A 16264-nucleotide genomic window follows, 5' to 3' on the forward strand; every position below is an offset into this window, starting at 1 on the left:
TCCAAAAGAGGCGGGGACTATCGTATATAGGCGACAGGTATGCCCGCTTCCTACCAACCAGAACTATTTTGGTTATGAAACTGATCTTTATTTTTTCGCTGGCTTTTTGTTTGCAGGTAAGCGCCAGCAGCTCTGCACAGAAAATTACGCTTGTGGCGCAAAACGCTTCTTTGGAAAAAGTGCTTAAAGACATTCAAAGACAAAGTGGCTATTCATTTTGGTATAAAACCGAATTGATGCAGAAATCTGAAAAGGTAACAATTGCCATCAAAGACAGCAATCTGGAAGATGCTCTGGCGAAATGTTTGAAAAACCAACCATTTGAATATGCTATTGTAGATCAGACGGTTGTATTACAGGCCAAAAAGACAATAAAAAATGTAGTACCGGTAAAACAGATTCTGGAAATAATTAAAGGCCAGGTACTGGGTTCTGATGGTAAGCCGCTTATTGGGGTTACTGTTATTGTGAAAGCCAGTAAGCTGGGTACTACCACAGATACAGAAGGTAATTTTACGGTGAACGCAGCAGATACCGATGTTCTGGTTTTCTCCTACATTGGTTTTAATACCAAAGAAGTCCTGGTTGGAAAACAGAGCAATATGTCTGTTTCTATGACTGAAAGTAATACGACTTTGAACGAAGTGGCTGTTGTTGGTTACGGCCAGCAATCGCGTAAAAACTTGTCCAGCGCTGTAAGTACGATTAAAACAGAAGAACTTAACAAAGGTGCAATTACAGATGTTGGTCAGCTTTTGCAGGGAAAAGTTCCTGGATTAAATATCACAGCCAGCGGCGATCCAAACAAACCGTCTGCGGTAGTAATGCGAGGTGCGTCAACAATTAATAGTGCACAAGGTCCATTTTATGTAATAGACGGTGTGCCGGGAGCGGATATTTCTACAATTGCACCGGACGATATTGCTTCGATTGATGTTTTGAAAGATGCCGCAGCGACAGCTATATATGGAAACAGAGCGGCGAATGGGGTGATTATGGTTACCACAAAAAAAGGTAAACCTGGGCAATCTCAAATTTCGTACAACTCATACATCGGCATTGAAAAAGTTTCCAACAAACTGGACATGATGAGTGCAGGTGAATTGAGAGCTTTTTTAGATAAAAATGGGATCGGATTTGCTCCTGCGGATGACAAAGGTGCAAGTACCGATTGGCAGTCAGCCATTCAGAAGAAAACGGCGATTTCTACAAATCATAACCTTTCGTTCAATGGCGGAACCGAGCACACGACATATAGTGCCAGTTTAAACTTTGTGAAAAAGGAAGGTATTTTGCTTAATAGTTCATTGCAGAGAATAATTGGACGCCTTGGTATTGAACAATTGGCATTGAAGGATAAATTGAAATTTGGGATTTCTGTTACAAATTCAAATAGTAATGCCGACGATATTCCGTACAGAAATACAGTATTGCTTCAATCGGCGTTGTATTTGCCGGTATCGCCAATTAAGAATGCAGACGGCACTTATTTTGAAAATTTCCAGCATACCAACTATTATAATCCGGTTGCGATGTTGAATAATAGTGAGATGAACACGAAAACCAATAATCTTGTAGGTAGTTTTAAAACCCAGCTTGAACTTCCGTTTGGTTTAACTTACAATTTGAATCTTTCGTACCTGAATTCAAATACATTGCAGGGTTCGTATTACAACAAATATTTTACGACCAATTACAACAATATGTACGATAATCCGGATCCGGGTGTAGGATTTCACGGCGTGCAGGTATTTGGTAAGAATGGTCAGGCGAGCAGAAGTTCATACCAGAATTCAAACAAGATTTTAGAGACTTATTTGACCTGGAATAAAGAATTTGGTGACCACTCGATCAATGCGGTCGTTGGATATTCATGGCAGAATAATAAAATTGGACAGGGATTTCAGGTGACAACCAGTAACTTACCAGTAGATAATATTAGCTATAATAACCTTGCGCTGAGTAATCCTTATGGTATTTCCGGCTATCAGATTAATTTGGGGCCTGATGGAGTGTATCAGGAAACACAGCTTATATCTGATTTTGCAAGATTTAATTATAACTACAAAAGTAAATATCTCTTACAGGGATCGATCAGAAGAGATGGTAGTTCTGTTTTTGGTCAAAACAATCAATGGGGCTATTTTCCTTCTGTGGGAGCGGCCTGGAGAATCAGTCAGGAGAATTTTATGGAAAGCCAGACTTTATTCTCTGATTTGAAACTTCGGGCTAGTTATGGTGTGACTGGAAATGCAACGGGTTTCAATGCATATACCTCTAAATTTATATCGGGTAGCCTTGGTACTTACTACTATAATGGTTCACTGACAGGTGCTTATGGGCCGACCAAATCTGAAAATCCGAATTTGAAGTGGGAGAAAACAGCCACAGCTAACTTAGGTGTCGACTTTTCTATTCTGGGAAATAAAGTGAGCGGATCGTTGGAATTATATGACAAAAACACAACGGGAATGATCTATTCTTACACGGTTGATCCAATTCTTGTTCCTTCCGGTACGATCGTTGCCAACGGAGGAAGTGTAAATAATAAGGGTATCGAATTCAATGTAACGGCAAAACTGATTTCCAAAAGTAATTTTGACTGGACATCAAGTGTGAACCTTGCACACAATAAAAACGTCATCACCAGCTTATCAAATCCATTATTTGCCGGAGGAGATTCGGTTCTTCTTTCTCGCCCGGAAGGTGGTGGACAGTCCGGCCGATCTTTACAGATTTTGAAGTCCGGTAAGCCTCTTGGTCAGTTTTTCTCTTTTCAATATGCAGGGAAAAATGATAATGGTGTATCGCAATTTCTGGCAGGAGATGGTAGTTTGACAACTGCACCCATCGTTGGAAAAGATTATCACTATTTGGGAAGCTCACAGCCTAAATTACTTATGGGCTGGAATAACAACTTCAAATACAAGAATTTAGACTTGAATATTTTTGTCAGAGGAGCATTTGGTAATAAAATATTCAATGCAACACGCGCCGATTTATTCAGGCCAAATACGGCTCAATATTCTAATATCCTGAGAGATGCCGGAAACGAATCGGTGAAAGATATCAATGCCTATTTTTATTCATCCCGCTTTTTGGAAAACGGAAGTTTTGTAAGATTGGACAATGCTACCTTGGGATATAACTTCAAAAATCTGGGCTCGTTCGTTAAAAATCTACGGATTTATACTTCGGTTAACAACCTCTTTGTAATAACGAAATACACAGGCGTTGATCCGGAAGTAAATCAGGGCGGTATAGCTCCGGGTGTGGATTATAATAACTTCTATCCAAAGACCCGTACATTTTTATTTGGGGTGAATATTTCAATCTAATTTTAAAATTTGAATCATGAAAAGATCATACATAAATGTACTTTTTTCAGTGTTAATAGCCTCCGTCATGGTTTCGTGCCACGACCTGGATGTGCCCGTAACCACTGAGTTGACAACGGATGTATTTCCTACGACAACAGAACAATTTATTTCGGCATCCGGTCCTGCCTATGTAGCTTTGAGAGGTAACTTTGGAGCAGAATATTTTCAGCAGCAGTCATATACAACGGACGAAGGTATCATGCCTGCCCGTGGTGGAAACTGGTACGATGGTGGACAAAATCAGACATTTCACTACCACAACTGGACCGTTGATAATACTTATATCAATGGAAACTGGACTTGGTTGTCGACCATCATTGGCGTCTCAAATCAGACGATTTCAATTTTACAGGCAAAAATGCCGGAAGGTCCGGATAAGCAGACTGGTCTGTCCGAGATGAGAATGGTGAGAGCTTTTTCTTATTTCATGATGATGGATAATTTTGGAAACGTGCCTATCGATACCTTGTACGGTGATTTTACACCGCGGACCAATGCGTCCCGGGTTGAAGTATTCAATTTTATTGAAAAGGAAATAAAAAATGCAATTCCTAATCTAAGTGATGTTTCGGGAGTTGCGACTTATGGCCGTGCCAATAAATGGACAGCCTATGCGCTACTTGCGAAAATGTATCTGAATGCTGAGTACTATACCGGCACGAAACGTTACGATGATTGTATTGCAGCCTGCGACAAAATAAGGGCTTCGGGTTTGTATGCGCTGGAACCAAAAAGCAGTTATCTTAAAATGTTTTATCCAACGAATGGCCCTCAGATGAAGGAATTTATTTTCGCCATTCCGTATGATCCTGCTACTACCAATACATTTCCGTTTAGATCTGTAAATAACAGATCCCGATATGATGTTCCGAGAAGTGAAGTTAAAAAGTTCAGTCTGCCTTTCACGCCTGCCGGATGTGCAAGTACCCTGCCCGAATACTATGCTTACTTTAATGATAAAGCAGATGTTAGAAACGGACAATGGTTGACGGGCCTGCAATTCATGAGCGACGGTGTTACCCCGGTAAATGTTACAACGACCAATATTGGTTACGATCAGTTTTACAAAGGTGATGCTCCTTCTGCGGCATATACTTATCAGGTAAACCTGACGCCAGATGTAACGCTGAGACAAAATGTATCTGCATTTGATGCCGGAAATGATGAAATCGCCTGGCACATGGGGTATCGCAACATCAAGTTTTTCCCGGATGCTACTTCTTTAAACAGAAATCAAAACAACGATATTCCGATTTTCCGCTATTCGGATATCGTTTTGATGAAGGCGGAAGCAATTCTTAGAGGCGGAGCAGCAACATTGGGAGATTCTCCTTTGACGCTTGTTAATCAGCTTAGGGCAGAAAGAACAACCGCTGCGCCATTGGCCAGCGTTGATCTTGAATATTTGTACGCGGAAAGAACCCGTGAATTTGCATGGGAGGGATGGCATAGAAATGATATGATCCGTTTCGGGAAATATGAAGGGAAATGGGGTTTTAAAACGGATACTGATATTAATCACCGTATTTTCCCAATTCCGAGAGTCGCTTTACAGCTGAATCCTACATTGAAACAAAATCCTGGTTATTAAGAAAATATACTCCGTAGCTAAAAAGTTACGGAGTATATTTTTATCCCGATTAATTCTGTGAAACGCTTTTGAAGAATAGAAGCTATATCCTTGCATCTTCCCGTTTCGAACACTTTTCTACAATAAACTACAAATGAATATCATCCGAAAAGGTTGTTTTTCTCTTCATTTTTTGAAGAGAGTTAACCGGCTTTGTCTGGTCATGTGCCTTCTGTTATCGGCACAAATAGTTAAAGCGCAAAATATTGTAAATTCAGGTAAGTCGCTCATTGGGAGAGTTATTCCCTTACATGCATCTAATTTTGAAGTGGAGGAATTGATTTCCAAATCTGGCAAAGACGAGTTTGAAATTGAAAGTAAAAATGGAAAAATCGTATTGCGTGGATCAAGTGGTGTAGCGGTGGCTTCTGCTTTATATCATTATCTGACAGAATATGCACACTGCCAAATTACCTGGAACGGTACCAATTTAAATCTACCAAAAAAACTGCCCGAAGTTGCAGGGAAAATCAAAAAAGCAACTGTCTACAATTACCGCTATAACCTGAATTATTGCACATTCAATTATAGCATGAGTTGGTGGGATTGGGAAAGATGGCAAAAGGAAATTGACTGGATGGCTTTACACGGAATTAATATGCCGCTGGCCATTACAGGCGAAGAATATACCTGGCTGGAAGTTTACAAAGACATGGGTTTTACAGAAACTGATCTGAAAGATTTTTTCAGTGGTCCAGCTTATTTTGGCTGGTTTTGGATGGGTAATCTGGATGGTTGGGGTGGACCTTTGCCTCTGAAATGGATGGAAAGCCATAAAACTTTGCAACAGCAAATTGTAAAACGAGAACGTGAACTGGGAATGAAACCGGTATTACCGGCTTTTACAGGACATGTTCCGGCAGCTTTTAAAAAGAAATTTCCGAATGCTCAGCTCAAAGCTACCAACTGGACAAATGGCTTTGGTGATACATATATCCTGGATTCACAGGATCCGCTTTTTGCTGAAATCGGAAAGAAGTTTCTCGCCAAACAGACAGACTTGTATGGTACTGATCATCTTTATTCTGCCGATACTTTTAATGAAAACGAACCGCCAACGGATGATCCTGAATATCTTTCAAAACTGAGTGAAAGAATTTACGATGGAATGAAACAGGCCGATCCGGAAGCTGTTTGGGTCATGCAGGGCTGGCTTTTTTACAGCGACAGGAAATTCTGGAAAGCGCCGCAAATTGAGGCCTTGCTCAAAGCAGTTCCGGATGATAAAATGATACTGCTGGATCTGGCAGCAGAAATTGAGCCGGTTTGGAAAAGAACAGGTGCATTTTATGGCAAACCCTGGATTTGGAATATGCTCAATAATTTTGGTGGAAATGTCAATTTATTTGGCCGGATGGAAGGCGTAGCCAGCGGACCATCTGAGGCCTGGAACAGTCCGGACAAAAAAAGACTGGAAGGTATCGGTCTTACCATGGAGGCCATTGAACAAAATCCTGCCATTTATGAGCTGATGATGGAGCATACCTGGCAGACTGCGCCTATTGAATTGAACAGCTGGTTGAAAAAATATGCAAGAAACAGGTATGGAAAAGACGATTCTGATCTGACAGAAGCCTGGCAGATTTTGAGAAAAACGGTTTATAACGGAAAAGATATCCGCGACGGTGCAGAATCAATTATTACCGGCAGGCCAACGCTGGATTCAACGACAATATGGACGAGGACAAAACTGAATTACCTGCCAGATGACCTTCTGCCAGCTTGGGATCTTTTTATCAAATCAGCTAAAAACGGAACAAAGGCAGATGGTTTTCAATATGATATTACGGATATTTCCCGGCAGGTATTGGCCAATTATGCACTTGTCGTCCAAAAAAACTGGGTGATCGCTTTTAAAAATAATGACAAAGTCGCTTTTCAAAAATACAGTCAGCAGTTTCTGGAACTGATCTCGGATATGGATAGGCTGCTCGCGACCAGAAAGGATTTTTTGCTGGGGCCATGGATTTCTGATGCCCGTAAATGGGGGACAAATGCAGAGGAAAAGGCACTTTACGAACAAAATGCAAGAGATCTGATCACGCTCTGGGGTGATGCAAACAGTCCATTACATGAATATTCGAACCGTCAATGGAGCGGGTTGCTTAATGATTTTTACAAAGTGCGCTGGCAAAAATTCTTTGTCATGTTAAACCAATCTATGGAAAGTAAAAAGCAGCCGGACTATAAATCTTTTGAAAAAACAATTTCGGAATGGGAGTGGGACTGGGTGAAAACGCAAAAGGATTTTCCGGTAACAGCAAATGGAAACAGTATTGAAACTGCTATAAAACTTCATGCAAAATACCGCTCAAAAATGGATGCGGCTTACAGAAATACGCAACGAAAAAACTAACTAATGAATAAAAATTCAGGTTCAACGCGCCTCGTTTCTCTGGACGTTTTGCGCGGTTTTGACATGTTCTGGATAATTGGAGGAGAGCATATCATTCATAGTCTGGCAGAAATAACCGGCTGGCCGGTAATGTTGTGGCTATCCGCGCAGATGCACCATACCGTTTGGAACGGCTGCACTTTTTATGATATGATTTTTCCGCTTTTTCTCTTTATATCAGGCGTTTCCATGCCCTTTTCTTTTGGTAAAAAACTGGATGTTTCAGGCGTTCAATATGTTTATGAACTTCCGGTTGACGTGAAGAAGCAGCTGTATAAAACCATGATCAGGCGTACCTTGATTTTGATCTTTTTGGGATTGATTGTTAATGGCCTTTTTAAATTTAACGGTTTTGAGAATACCCGGTTTGCGAGCGTTCTTGGACGGATTGGTATCGCCTGGTTTTTTGCAGGAATGATTTATCTAAATTTCAATCTAAAAAAACAGATTATCTGGTTTTGTTTCCTTTTGATCGGTTACTGGTTGGCAATGGTTTTTATTCCGGTTCCTGGTTTTGGTGCCGGAAATCTGACGATGGAAGGCTCGCTGGAATCTTATATCGACAGGCTTTTTTTACCTGGTAAATTACATAGTAAAGTGCACGATCCGGAAGGTATTTTATCAACCATTCCAGCCATTGCGACAGGTTTACTGGGAATATTTACAGGTACATTTGTGAAGGAAAAACGCTATGATCCTTTAAAAATGGTGTATTTCCTGCTTTTGGCGGCGGCACTTTTTATCTTACTCGGCCTTGCATGGGATTGTGTGTTCCCTATTAATAAAAGATTGTGGAGCAGTTCGTTTGTGTTGTTTGTAGGAGGATATAGTATTGCATTTTTTGCACTGTTTTATCTCCTTATTGATGTACTCGGCTGGAAAAAATGGACTTCCCCATTTCTTCTGATCGGTATGAATTCCATTGTGATTTATATGGCTGTTGAAGGTGTATTAAATTTTGGGTATACGGCGGATTTTATTTTCGGTGGATTAATAAATCAGGCCGCAGAGCCATTTCATGTTTTGTTAAAGTCAATCTCAGTAATAATTGTGGAGCTTGTTTTCCTGTATTTTCTTTACCGGAACAAATTGTTTTTAAAAGTTTGAAGAAAACGGATACGGCATTTTTGATTAAAATCTTACATTTTGATTTTTTGCTATTAGGTTTTATCCGTCCGGCGTCTTTTTTAGGAGTCGGACAGACTGCCTTGTCTGTTAGCGTTTTTATTAAATGGATGTAAAAAGCGTAATGCTTGTTATCAACTTATTTTAATTTGTAAAGGGTTGTTCATCGTTTTTGCAATTAACCAATTAGTTTTGTGCAACTGACTTTAAAATTCAATGCTTCCAAAAAAACAAATCACGACAATTCATAAACATGCTGAGCTGATGCAGTCTTTTTCGTCGGAAACTGATGCGGCGATCGTTGGATTTTCAGTGAATTTGGATGAGAAAATAAAAACGGATGATTTTATAGAAGGCCATTTCAGGACTGACTATATGGTTATTTGTGTTGTCACGAGCGGTTTTGTTACATTCAGCATCAATCTTAAAAAATATAATCTTATAACCAATGGATTGATTTTGGCACCCCCAAATGCATTGAAACAATTGGTTGAAGCAAGTCCCGAAGCAACAGTCTCGATTGTAAGTTTCACCGCTGATTTTTTGAATAAAATAGCGGTTCCAAATCTTACAGCAGACTTATTTGAATATTTTTCATCGAAATTTTCTCCTTATTGGAACATAGCTGAAAATGATGCAGAAATGGTACTCAGGCTCATGGGAGATATGCATAACAGAAAAAATGGCTTGAAAGGACATCCTTTTGGGAAGGAATTATTATACACTGTTTTTCAGACATTTCTTTATGAGATCGGAGGATTGAGTAAAATTTATGCAGAACCTGTGAATCCATATTTTTCCAGAAAGGAGAATTTGGCTATGGAATTTATGTTACTGGTTCAAAAGAATTTCAGACATCAAAGAAGTGTAAGCCAGTATGCTGAACAGTTGAATATTACACCAAAATATCTCACGGAAACGATCAAAGAACTTACAGGAAAAAACGCCGGCGAAATTATTGACAACATTGTTATGCTCGAAGCCAGATTTCTGCTTGGAAATCCATCTTTAAGTATTAGTGAAACAGCAAATTTGCTCAATTTTAATGATCAGTCATTTTTTGGTAAGTTTTTCAAAAGACATGAGGGTATTTCTCCTAAGAAGTACCGTAGCACCCTGCAATAGTCCGATTAAATGGGCGACAATTTTACCAAATGTATAGAAAGTGGGTTTAGGTAAACAGGTCGACTTATTTGTACTTCAACAAGAAATAAATAGTTGTTAATTTACTTTCTGAATACTTAATCATGTTTCTTTGGTTTTTTTTAAAGATTTTTCTTTTCATATCATTATCCAAAATATGAAAATAACGTAATCGTTATCTATCCTCCCCAATATATGATAACCGACTTTTAGACCAATCAAACCGATCTTCGAACCTTTTATGTAAACGCTGCTGCGTCCAATTTTGCAAACCCAACTTTATAGTTATTCCAAAGTTTGAAAATGAAAAAAAGCAAGTTTATTAAATCGACTATTACACCCGTTTTTATCTTTGCATTCTTCACCATTTTTCTGGCAGGTTGTACAGCAAAAGAAGAGAAAAAGATCAAACAGAGTGCAGTTAAAGTGACAGTTCAGCAAATTGAAAGTCACGGAGAGGAAGAAGAATTAAGTTTTTCAGGAACCATTGAAGCCGATAATTCGGTGGCAATTGGGTTTTCAGTACCGGGTACCGTAAATTCCGTTCGGGTAAGTGAAGGCCAGTTTGTAAATGCCGGTCAGCTTTTGGCCACTATTGATGCAACTGAATACGATAATGCCATGTTGATTGCAAATGCCGGTTTGGAGCAGGCGGAAGATATGTTTACACGCCTCAGCGGTTTATACCAGAAAGGGAGCTTGCCCGCCAAGGATTTTATTGAGATAAAAACAAAGGTCGCTCAGGCAAAAGCAAATAAAAATCTTTCTGTTAAAAGGGTAAATGATGCCAAATTGTACGCGCCGATGTCGGGTATTATTACAGCCAAATCTATCGAAAAAGGTGCCATGGCGGCTCCGGGAGTTCCTGCTTTTACCATTATAAAAACGGATCTTGTTTATGCAAAAGTGTCTGTCCCGGAAAGTGAAATAGGAAAAGTTGTGAAAGGACAAAATGCAAAAGTTTTTATAGGAACTTTGAATCAGGAGTTTTTAGGGAAAATTGTGATTATTAATCCGCAAGCCGATCCCGCTACCAAAACATATTCAGTGAAGGTTCAGCTTAAAAACCCCGGTGGTAAACTTTTACCAGGCATGATCACACAAACAAAAATATCCACGGGTGCTTCCATGAATGCTATAACAATTCCGGCCACTGCAGTGATTCGTGACGCAGATGATATCACATACGTTTACGTTGCGGACGCAAATCAGAAAGCGATACGCAAGAGAATTACCGCTTCGGGTGTACAAGGGAACGATGTGATTATTTCGGAAGGGCTTCAAGAGGGAGACAAGGTTGTCGTAACCGGGCAAACCCGTCTGAAAGATGGTGCTTCGGTAACTTTATAGTCGTTTTGTATTGCAATAAAAAGTGAGGAATTTTTTATTTTCTGAGGCAGCATTGGTCTGCAACGGCTGTAACCCTACAACCTCAAAAAATCCGTAATCGTAAATGGAAAAGCATAAAATGAATTTTATAGAAGCTTCGATGAAGTATAAGCAAGTGACGATCGTCGTTACTTTACTTCTGATTGTGCTTGGAATCAATGCCCTGCTGAATATGCCGCGCAGTGAGGATCCGAAAATTGACATGCCGGTAGCGATGGTCATGGCTTTTTATCCGGGTGCTGATGAAGTGCAGATGGAAAAGCAGGTCACCAACAAAATTGAGCAGTACCTGTTTTCATTTGAAGAAATCAGAAAAGATAAAACCAAGTCGTCTACAAAAGACGGGCAGGTTTTTATTACGGTTGAGTTGCACACCAGTGTAAAAGACAGGAAGAAATTCTGGTCAACATTACAGCATGGTTTGAATATGAATATGCGGTCGGTATTACCTCAGGGTGTTCTTGGGCCTATTGTAAATAGTAATTTCGGTGATGTAGTGGCTCAAATGATCACCGTTTCTTCGCCGAAAAGAAGTTATGCTGAAATTGAAAAATACCTTGATGAACTGGAAGATGGCCTGAAAACAATTCCGACGGTTTCTAAAATAAACAGGACAGGAGGGCAGAAACAGCAGATTTATATCAAAGTTGATAATGATAAATTACGTCAGTATGGTTTTGATGTGTCCGTTTTGGCAAGAGCCTTACAATTACAAAATGTAACGGGCTATTCCGGGGAATTAACGATTGCTGCGAACAACATTCCGATTTTTGCCAATAGTAATTTCAAGACAGAATCCGATATCGCAAACCAGATCGTTTATAGTAATCCTGGCGGCACCGTGGTCCGTTTGAAAGATGTTGCTGCGATCGAAAGACGTTATGAAGAAGTGTCGTCGTATATCCGTATGGGTGAGGACAAAGTAATGATGCTTAGTATCGAAATGCAGCCTGGAAATAATATTGTGAAATTCGGAGATGTGGTCCAGGCTAAGATCAAAGAAATTCGGTCCGGCCTTCCCGAAGACGTAAAAGTGACAACGATCGTTGACCAGCCAAAAGTTGTGGGCGATAGTATTTCGCACTTTATGGTGGAATTTGGTATTGCCATTTTGGCTGTTATTCTGGTGGTGATGTTTTTGCTTCCGTTCCGCGTAGCGTCTATTGCATCGGTAGCTGCGCCAATTTCCATTGCCATCACGTTCGGGATTATCAATATTATGGGTATTGAACTGCATCAGGTTACGCTGGCGGCATTGATTATCGTTTTGGGAATGGTGGTCGATAATGCGATCGTCGTTGTTGATAATTATATAGAAAAACTGGATGAAGGCGTAACACCCTGGACGGCGGCCTGGCAGTCGGCTACACAATTGTCGCTTCCTATTTTTACGGCGACGCTTGCCATTATTTTTGCCTTTGCACCGCTTGCCTTTTTTCTGGACGGTATCACAAAGGATTTCATTGCGGCCTTGCCGTTGACTATTGCGGTCGCGCTGATCGCTTCCATGCTTGTGGCCTTGCTGTTGACGCCGTATATGTGTTATGTATTTATCAAAAAAGGACTTAAACACCAAGTGAGTGACCGGCCCCCGAAAAAAAGTTTGCTGGATTACTTGCAAAATATGTTCAACATCGGCGTAGAATTTTGTTTCCGGTGGCCCAAAGCTACGATGGTCGCAGCAGTACTTTCTGTTTGCCTTGCCTTTTTAACGGCAGCGAATGTAGAGCAGGAGTTTTTCCCGACATCGGAAAGAAATCAGTTTAATATCGAGGTCTGGTTGCCAAGTGGAAGTTCTCTTTCAACAACGGAAGGTGTTGTCAAAAAGGTTGAAAATATACTAAAAGAAGACAAAAGAGTAGCTGGACTTTCCAGTTTTGTCGGTACAAGTTCACCGCGTTTTCAAATGACCTATGCGCCGGAAGTACCAAGAAGAAATTTCGCGCAGATATTTATTACTACCACAAGTCCGGAAGCGACAAATGAAATGGTGAAAGAATATCTTTCGAGGTTTGATGGCATTGTACCGGATGGATATGTCCGTATCAAGCAACTTAGTATGCAGGCCGGTTCGCCAATAGAGGTAAGGGTGATTGGAAATAATCTGAATAATCAGAAACGTGTATCGGAACAAATTGCCGGAATACTTGAAAAACATCCTGGAACAAACTGGGTCCGCAGCGATTATGAACAGGATTACATGGGTGTAACGCTGAAAATCAAAGAAGACGTTGCAAGCCGTTTGGGTGTTTCAAATCAGGTAATTACACAAACTGCGGGTGCTGGTTTAAAAGGTTATTCGGTGTCTACACTTTGGGAAGGGGATAAGCCTGTCGATATTTTTATGCGGCTGGACGATGCAAGCCGGAAGAATTTTAATGACCTCGCAAATCTTTATGTGAGTACGCAATACGGAGGAAAAGTGCCTTTGAAAGAAGTTGCTGAACTTGTTCCTGCATGGCATACAGGAACACTTGCACACAGAAACGGACTGCGTACGCTGACAATTCTCTCAGAAGCGCAGTTGGGAACAAAAGCTTCAAGGATTATGGCCGATGTTTTACCTGAAATAAATAAACTGGAATTGCCCGATGGAATTAGAATCGGCTATGGCGGAGAGCTGGAATCGAGTGGAGAAAGTGCCCCTGGTATGGGCGTTTCGCTTGGTGTGAGTTTGATATTGATTTTCCTGACGTTACTTTTCCAGTTCAAGAATTTTGGGAAAACACTGATCATTCTGGCAACCTTTCCATTGAGTCTTCTGGGTGCTTTTCTTGGACTTTACGTTACAGGAAATCCAATGGGTTTTACAGCCTTCATGGGTATTATCAGTCTGATCGGAATCGTGGTAAGGAATGGTATCATCCTGGTAGACTATGCAGATGAGCTTGTTATTGAACATGGATATACCATAAAAGCCGCCGCTCTTGCCGCAGCAAAAAGAAGGATGCGACCGATTTTCCTTACATCAGCGGCTGCTGCCGTAGGTGTGGTACCAATGATCGTGAGCAAATCGCCGATGTGGGGACCGTTGGGAAGTGTGCTCGCATTCGGGTTAATTGTTTCCATGATCCTGACATTATTTGTTGTACCGGTTTTGTACTACCGGTTTATAAAACCAGTACCAGAGCCTGAAATGCCACAGCCAGAAAGCGGGCATATTCAGTACAAGCCATCACACGCATAAATTGATCAAGGTTTATAATGTACGAGTAGTGCTTATTGAAAGTGGCGGCAGATCCGTCGCCACTTTCAATTTTATCAAACTTGAAACCTGTTCAAAAAAATATTTATCCTGGTAAAAAGCTCCTGTCATGTTTAGAGTATAGTCTGATAATGGATAATTGTCAGCTGAAAACATTGGCCGCTGACAATTTTAAAAACTGCCAAACATCAGGAACCTGAAATAATCGATACATTTTAATAATCAGATCATGAAACTTTTTAAAACCGGAGCACTTCAATATACCCATGTTTGTGTGATTTTCTCCATCTTGTTTTTACTTGGAAATAGTGATGCCGTACTCGGGCAAAAACTTATTTCTCTGGAAGAAGCGCGTTCAATGGCACTTGCCCAAAACAAAAAGATAAAATCGTCTCAGTTTAATATTGATGCAGCGAAAGCAGCACGTGAAGGTTTGAACGGCATGGACAAGCCGACCATTGACGGCTCGGTGGCGGGTTTTTATTTTGGAAAGCCACTCAGTTCTTTATTACCTGAATATGGAGTGAGCCCATCCGTGATTGTCAAGCAGTCTATATATGCAGGAGGAAAAATAAAACTGGGAAGACAGGCTGCTGAAAAGGGAATTGAAATTTATGAAGAGCAAAAGGTTCTTACAGAATCGGAAGTATTATTTAATGTTGAAAAGGCATACTGGCAGGTTGCCAATATGAATGAGAAAATTGCACTCGCCAACCGTTTCAGGACATTATTGGAATCACTGCTTCATGAACTCAGGAATTCTTATGATGCCGGGATGATTTACAAAAATGATATTCTCCGTGTTCAGGTACAATTGAATGAAACCGAATTGAATTTGAGCAAAGCAAAAGACGGTATGGTTATGTCAAAATTAGGCCTTGCACAAAGTATTGGCATGGTCGGAAATGCCGACATCATGATTGGCGATTCGATTACTGGCTCATTTAACACGTTTGCTGCCGATAGTTTTTTGCTCGCTGCTGAAAACCGATCGGAAATACGTTTGCTGAAAAGATCACTTGAAGCGCAGCAATTACAGGAAAAATTATTAAAAGCTGATTTTAAGCCAACCGTTGGATTATTGGCAAGCGGTTTTGCCAGTATCGGTCCAAAAATGAATTTTGAAAATGGGAATAATTTCCTTTCTTCCTATCTGGGTTTTGTAAGCGTAAGCATCCCGATCTGGGATTGGGGACAAAAAGCGAGCAAAGTAAAAGAGCAGTCTTTTAAGATCAGAGCGAATCAGGTTCAGTTGGATGAAACCAAAGAGCTGATTTCAATCGAAGTCCAAAATGCATATTTGATGCTAAATCAATCAGCCAAGCGTATCGACCTTTCGATCGCTTCTGTAAAACAGGCGGAGGAAAACCTTCGTCTTAGTAATGACCGTTTTTCAGCAGGAACCGTAACCGGACAGGATGTTTTGGAGGCGCAGACACTATGGCAGCAGGCCAATAGCAACATTATTGATGCCAAAGTTGAATACAAGATCAATGAAGCGGCCTATAAAAAAGCATTGGGGCAAAACGGTCGGTAAGTTGTTTTTACAGTATCTAAACCGGCATCAGGGCTTAGGTTTTTCCTCCGAAAAAATGAACAAAAAAGCGACCATTCTTTATGTTGACAGTGAGGTAAATAACCAGTCTGCTTTTACTGCAATTTTCAGAAAGGATTACAGGATTCTTTTGGCGAGTTCAGCCGAAGAAGGTTTCCAGGTGTTGCGGGATAATGATGTTCAGATTATTGTCAGCGATCATCACATTGCGAATGTTGCAGGTATTAAATTCCTGGAAGAAACGCTGATAAGCCATAGCCAGTGTGCAAGAATTCTGGTGACTGACTATCCTGGGATTTACGTTGATAATACGGCAAAGATTTACGGATATATTTCTAAGCCATGGGACGAAAAGCAGTTACATGTTTTATTTAAAAGTGCCAGTGACCTGTATTTTTTGCTGGAAATGCTTAAGGCTGCCTTTTGGTAATCTTTATCAAAA

The 16264-nt window shown here is 40.5% G+C and carries 9 protein-coding genes; all 9 read left to right on the forward strand.

Features of this window, described 5'->3' with window-relative positions; all coding sequences use genetic code 11:
• The first annotated feature begins 74 nt into the window (after nt 1–74).
• The 9 genes from FZF08_RS14130 to FZF08_RS14170 all read left to right on the forward strand — a co-directional run bounded on the left by FZF08_RS14130 (nt 75) and on the right by FZF08_RS14170 (nt 16252).
• Nucleotides 75–3338 (forward strand): TonB-dependent receptor, encoded by a 3264-nt coding sequence (locus tag FZF08_RS14130; protein WP_200837084.1) that lies wholly within the window; start codon nt 75–77, stop codon nt 3336–3338.
• 16 nt (nt 3339–3354) lie between these two features.
• Nucleotides 3355–4971, forward strand: coding sequence for a RagB/SusD family nutrient uptake outer membrane protein (locus tag FZF08_RS14135; protein ID WP_159469812.1), 1617 nt, complete (start codon nt 3355–3357; stop codon nt 4969–4971).
• A 133-nt stretch (nt 4972–5104) separates the two neighbouring features.
• Nucleotides 5105–7366 (forward strand): alpha-N-acetylglucosaminidase, encoded by a 2262-nt coding sequence (locus FZF08_RS14140; RefSeq protein ID WP_229216529.1) that lies wholly within the window; start codon nt 5105–5107, stop codon nt 7364–7366.
• A gap of 3 nt (nt 7367–7369) precedes the next feature.
• Nucleotides 7370–8512: an acyltransferase family protein gene (locus FZF08_RS14145; RefSeq protein WP_159469813.1), complete on the forward strand. Its 1143-nt coding sequence runs from the start codon at nt 7370–7372 to the stop codon at nt 8510–8512.
• A 234-nt stretch (nt 8513–8746) separates the two neighbouring features.
• Complete coding sequence (locus FZF08_RS14150; RefSeq protein ID WP_159469814.1) at nt 8747–9655, forward strand: AraC family transcriptional regulator; 909 nt, start codon at nt 8747–8749, stop codon at nt 9653–9655.
• 321 nt (nt 9656–9976) lie between these two features.
• Nucleotides 9977–11023, forward strand: coding sequence for an efflux RND transporter periplasmic adaptor subunit (locus FZF08_RS14155; protein WP_159469815.1), 1047 nt, complete (start codon nt 9977–9979; stop codon nt 11021–11023).
• 103 nt (nt 11024–11126) lie between these two features.
• The gene (locus FZF08_RS14160) at nt 11127–14249 is read left to right on the forward strand and encodes an efflux RND transporter permease subunit (protein WP_200837085.1); all 3123 of its coding nucleotides are present in this window, start codon (nt 11127–11129) and stop codon (nt 14247–14249) included.
• A 247-nt stretch (nt 14250–14496) separates the two neighbouring features.
• Nucleotides 14497–15804, forward strand: a complete 1308-nt coding sequence (locus tag FZF08_RS14165) for a TolC family protein (RefSeq protein ID WP_159469816.1) — start codon at nt 14497–14499, stop codon at nt 15802–15804.
• Between the two features lie 55 nt (nt 15805–15859).
• A complete protein-coding gene (locus FZF08_RS14170) occupies nt 15860–16252 on the forward strand; it encodes a response regulator (RefSeq protein ID WP_159469817.1) in 393 nt (130 codons plus the stop codon).
• Nucleotides 16253–16264: the final 12 nt, after the last annotated feature.

It is taken from the genome of Dyadobacter sp. 3J3 (assembly GCF_009801115.1).
GTDB lineage: Bacteria > Bacteroidota > Bacteroidia > Cytophagales > Spirosomataceae > Dyadobacter.

What these genes read in the sequence shown, in the direction of transcription:
- FZF08_RS14130 (WP_200837084.1), top strand. Translation starts at nt 75, where the DNA reads ATGAAACTGATCTTTATTTTTTCGCTGGCTTTTTGTTTGCAGGTAAGC.
- FZF08_RS14160 (WP_200837085.1), top strand. Translation starts at nt 11,127, where the DNA reads ATGGAAAAGCATAAAATGAATTTTATAGAAGCTTCGATGAAGTATAAG.
- FZF08_RS14155 (WP_159469815.1), top strand. Translation starts at nt 9,977, where the DNA reads ATGAAAAAAAGCAAGTTTATTAAATCGACTATTACACCCGTTTTTATC.
- FZF08_RS14165 (WP_159469816.1), top strand. Translation starts at nt 14,497, where the DNA reads ATGAAACTTTTTAAAACCGGAGCACTTCAATATACCCATGTTTGTGTG.
- FZF08_RS14135 (WP_159469812.1), top strand. Translation starts at nt 3,355, where the DNA reads ATGAAAAGATCATACATAAATGTACTTTTTTCAGTGTTAATAGCCTCC.
- FZF08_RS14150 (WP_159469814.1), top strand. Translation starts at nt 8,747, where the DNA reads ATGCTTCCAAAAAAACAAATCACGACAATTCATAAACATGCTGAGCTG.
- FZF08_RS14170 (WP_159469817.1), top strand. Translation starts at nt 15,860, where the DNA reads ATGAACAAAAAAGCGACCATTCTTTATGTTGACAGTGAGGTAAATAAC.
- FZF08_RS14145 (WP_159469813.1), top strand. Translation starts at nt 7,370, where the DNA reads ATGAATAAAAATTCAGGTTCAACGCGCCTCGTTTCTCTGGACGTTTTG.
- FZF08_RS14140 (WP_229216529.1), top strand. Translation starts at nt 5,105, where the DNA reads ATGAATATCATCCGAAAAGGTTGTTTTTCTCTTCATTTTTTGAAGAGA.